This is a genomic window from Halpernia frigidisoli (assembly GCF_900113805.1).
GTDB lineage: Bacteria > Bacteroidota > Bacteroidia > Flavobacteriales > Weeksellaceae > Halpernia > Halpernia frigidisoli.
Genome location: NZ_FOQT01000010.1, coordinates 1 through 3,573, shown reverse-complemented (window position 1 = coordinate 3,573; position 3,573 = coordinate 1). Strand labels below are relative to the sequence as shown.

The following is a 3,573-nucleotide window of genomic DNA, read 5'->3' as shown; positions in this document are numbered from 1 at the left end:
GTTTATATCATCAAGATTTTCGCTAATTGTTCAATTTGTCATATTTACAAAGACTTGTTATATAAAATCCCCGCCAACAGAAATACCCAACCGTTGTGCGTCATTTTGGCGGAACGAAACAGAATTAGGAAATTTATGAATAGAAAGAATAAAGCTTACTTTTTAATTTTAGCAAGTTTAATTTTACTTGTATTAAACGTAACTGAATTGAACTTTGAAAACTTAAAAGAAAACCGATATTCTAGTATTGCCTCAAATCTATTGTTAATATTAGCAATGATTTTAACAATCAAGAATACTAACAAAAAAGAAAATGAAAATAAATGAAAGCCTAAATATTATGTTTGAAAATCCACTTATAAACATCACTTTTTTTGGAGGTTTAATATTTATAGTAGCTGGATTCATAATGTACAAATTTCCACCGAAAAATATTAACTCACTTTATGGTTATAGAACTTCAAGTTCAATGGAAAATCAAGAAAAATGGGATTTTGCACAGAATTATTCTTCCAAAGAAATGATGAAATTAGGGTTTTTACTTTCAATTAGTTGCCTTTTTAGTTTAATAACAAATTTTGATAATTTAACGAATATGTTTATTGGTTTAGGACTTATGATTTTAATGTTAATTATACTCTTGTTAAGAGTTGAAAAAGCAATAAAAATTAAATTTAGCGAAAAATAAAAACGAACGCACAACAGCGGTTTTATGAAATGGCAAAAAATTTGCAAAATTCACGTTTATCTTTCGCAAGAAATTCTATCTTAGCAGAAAGAAATCGGTTACGAAGATTGCCACTTCATAAAGCCGCAATCCGTTATGTGCCATTTTAAGACAACTCAACAAACATCAAAGTGTACAGACAATTAGAGCAATATTTTAGAGTTAGGAAAGAGATTGACCAAAAGACACTTTCTTATATTTCATCCTTCTTTAAACAAAAAAAAACCAAACGCAATGAATTTTTATTGACGGAAGGCGAAGTTTGCAAACATTACTATTTTGTAAATAAAGGTTGCTTACGACTTTTTGGAATTAACCAAGACGGTGAAGAAGGCACAAGATATTTTGCTTTTGAAGGTGCTTTTGGAACTGCATTACCAAGCCTTATCAATCAAAAACCAGCCTTTGAATTTATACAGACTATTGAAAGTTCGGAACTGTTAGTAATCAACCGAGACGACTATTTTCATTTGGTTGAGACCGTTCCTCAATTTGGGTTTATTTACAGACAGATTTTAGAATTGGCTTTTATTCAAGCCCAAGAACGCATTTATGGTTTTCAAGGTTTGGAAGCATTGGAAAAAGTACGTTGGGTTATGACAAACCAACCTAAACTTTTAACCAGAATATCAAACAAAATGGCTGCATCTTATTTAGGACTTACGCCACAAACACTAAGCAGAATAAAATCCAAACTCTAAAAATGTGAACATAGGACAACGTTCACGGAAAATGCTATTATTATCTTTGCACTTCATTAAACAATTTAAAAAAGTACAATTATGATTTTAGTAACAACGCCAACAGGCAACACAGGCTCAATGGTTCTACAACATTTAGTAGAACAAGGACAGGACGTTAGGATTTTTGTTAGAGACCCTAAAAAAATCCCAGCCCATATTTTAGAAAAAGTAGAAGTTGCCATTGGCTCTTTGCTTAACGACACAGAATTTACAGAAGCCTTGCAAGGTTGCGACACACTTTATTTTTGTGTGCCACAAAGCAACACACAGGAAGATGTAAACGCCTACTATGAAGGGTTTGCAAAAGTTGCAGCAAAGGCAATCAAAAATGCAGGTACAAAAAGAGTAGTTTATTTGTCAGGTGGTGGAAAAGAAAGTGGTTTACAGGCAGGGGTTGCAACAGCTTTGCACAAAGGAGAAGACATCATTAATCAATCAGGTGCATCTGTTAGAGCATTGCGTTGTCCTATATTTTTTGAAAGTCTCTTGTGGCAAATTGCCCCACTAAAAAAAATGGGAATGTTCTTTTTACCAATTGACGGCAATTACAAATCGCCACAAGTTGCAGCCAAAGACATTGCTTCAAAAGCAGTTGAATTTCTTATTGACAACTCTTGGACAGGTGTTGAAGGTGTTGCAGTCCACGGTGCAGCAGATATAAGCCACAACGATATCGCAGTACAATTAAGTGAATTAGCAGGTAAGCCAATTCGTTTTCAACAAGTATCAAGAGAGGACTATGTGAAAACACTTTTGGGGCATCATTCAACAGAAGCCTTTGCAAATTCTTTGACTGATATGTTTGTAGCTATTGAGAAAGGTTTGTACAACACCGAGCCACGTACACAATCATCAACAACACCAACTACCATAAAAGAATGGTTGACTGAAAACTTAGTTTCTAAAATTAATTAAAGCCAAATCAATGACAAAAAAGCCAGTAAAATGGAAAATGGCATTGGTCACTTGGCTTTGCATTTATCCACTCTTAAATATTTTGTTTTTCTTTTTAATGCCACTCATTGGGCATCTTCACGTTTTGTTAAGAACACTTGTAATCACACTTATTTTAGTTCCTATTATGGGTGCATTATTAGGATTTTTGCAAACTAAATTTTGGACTTGGTTAACTAAATAACAACTCAAATTTTATGAAGATTAAAGAAAAAGTTAGCGTAATTGCTAAAAAACTAAAACAACAATATGGACATTCGGCTGAAAAGCCGAATGTTTTTAATACAGACACCAGAACTGTTGCAGGTGAAAAATCTGAACCACTTGACGGCTTGATTGAAACTGTACTTTCCCAACAAAGTCCAATTGCATCAACGCAAAGAATGGCAAACGCTTTATTTACAAAATATCCTACTTGGGACAGAGCATTGAAGCAACATTAGACGACATTGAAGCAACATTAAAAGAAGCCAGGGGAAATTTAACCAAATCAAAAGCAGGTTATATTTTCGGCATCCTGACAAAGCTAAAAAACGAACGGAAAGAATTAGCATTAAACTTTCTTCGTTCTTACGAACCAGAAGAAGCTAAAAAATACTTATTAGCACTCAATGGCGTTGGACCAAAAACAGCAAGTTGCGTAATGCTTTTTAATTTACAGTTACCTTCTCAACCAGTGGACACACATATTTTTAGAATTGCACAACGATTACAATTTGTTACAGACAAGTTTAAACCAGCCGAAGTTGAAACTTGGTTTGAAGAAAATTTACCTAAAACTTGGCAAACACATTATGAGTTTCATCTCAATATGATTGAACACGGAATGAATACTTGTAAAGCTCAAAATCCAAAGTGCGACATTTGCGTTTTAAACAAACTTTGCCCAAGTGCAGACACGAAGGACTGACCACTGAGAAGAAAAACGGCACATAACAGCGGTTTGGCGTAATGGCGGGTGAAGTGCTTCGTTTGAACATTTATGCTATATTTGAAGTGTGTGCTTCGTATCAGCATTTGTGGTGAAAATCCGCCACTACGCCAAGCCGCAAAACGTTAGCAGTAATACTACAAGACAATCGCACAAAATGAAGATTTTAGATAAACTATTTGGAATTAAAAAAAAATCTCACTTAGAAACTGCGTTGA

At 34.1% G+C, this 3,573-nt stretch carries 6 protein-coding genes; all 6 read left to right on the top strand.

Features of this window, described 5'->3' with window-relative positions; all coding sequences use genetic code 11:
* Positions 1-327, top strand: a 327-nt coding sequence (locus BM238_RS14465) for a hypothetical protein (protein WP_221404945.1), incomplete at its 5' end; no start/stop codon positions are given.
* Positions 314-688, top strand: a complete 375-nt coding sequence (locus BM238_RS14245; RefSeq protein ID WP_233742013.1) for an SdpI family protein — start codon at positions 314-316, stop codon at positions 686-688. The genes BM238_RS14465 and BM238_RS14245, both read left to right, overlap by 14 nt.
* A 170-nt stretch (positions 689-858) precedes the next feature.
* A complete protein-coding gene (locus BM238_RS14240; protein ID WP_090082920.1) occupies positions 859-1,428 on the top strand; it encodes a Crp/Fnr family transcriptional regulator in 570 nt (189 codons plus the stop codon).
* An 81-nt stretch (positions 1,429-1,509) separates the two neighbouring features.
* Entirely contained in the window at positions 1,510-2,385 is an 876-nt protein-coding gene (locus tag BM238_RS14235; protein ID WP_090082917.1) for an NmrA family NAD(P)-binding protein, read from the top strand.
* A 236-nt stretch (positions 2,386-2,621) separates the two neighbouring features.
* Positions 2,622-2,867 (top strand): hypothetical protein, encoded by a 246-nt coding sequence (locus BM238_RS14225; RefSeq protein ID WP_090082909.1) that lies wholly within the window; start codon positions 2,622-2,624, stop codon positions 2,865-2,867.
* Positions 2,840-3,334 (top strand): endonuclease III domain-containing protein, encoded by a 495-nt coding sequence (locus BM238_RS14220; protein ID WP_090082906.1) that lies wholly within the window; start codon positions 2,840-2,842, stop codon positions 3,332-3,334. The genes BM238_RS14225 and BM238_RS14220 overlap by 28 nt, the downstream gene beginning before the upstream one ends.
* Positions 3,335-3,573: the final 239 nt, after the last annotated feature.

What these genes read in the sequence shown, in the direction of transcription:
- BM238_RS14245 (WP_233742013.1), top strand. Translation starts at nt 314, where the DNA reads ATGAAAATAAATGAAAGCCTAAATATTATGTTTGAAAATCCACTTATA.
- BM238_RS14235 (WP_090082917.1), top strand. Translation starts at nt 1,510, where the DNA reads ATGATTTTAGTAACAACGCCAACAGGCAACACAGGCTCAATGGTTCTA.
- BM238_RS14225 (WP_090082909.1), top strand. Translation starts at nt 2,622, where the DNA reads ATGAAGATTAAAGAAAAAGTTAGCGTAATTGCTAAAAAACTAAAACAA.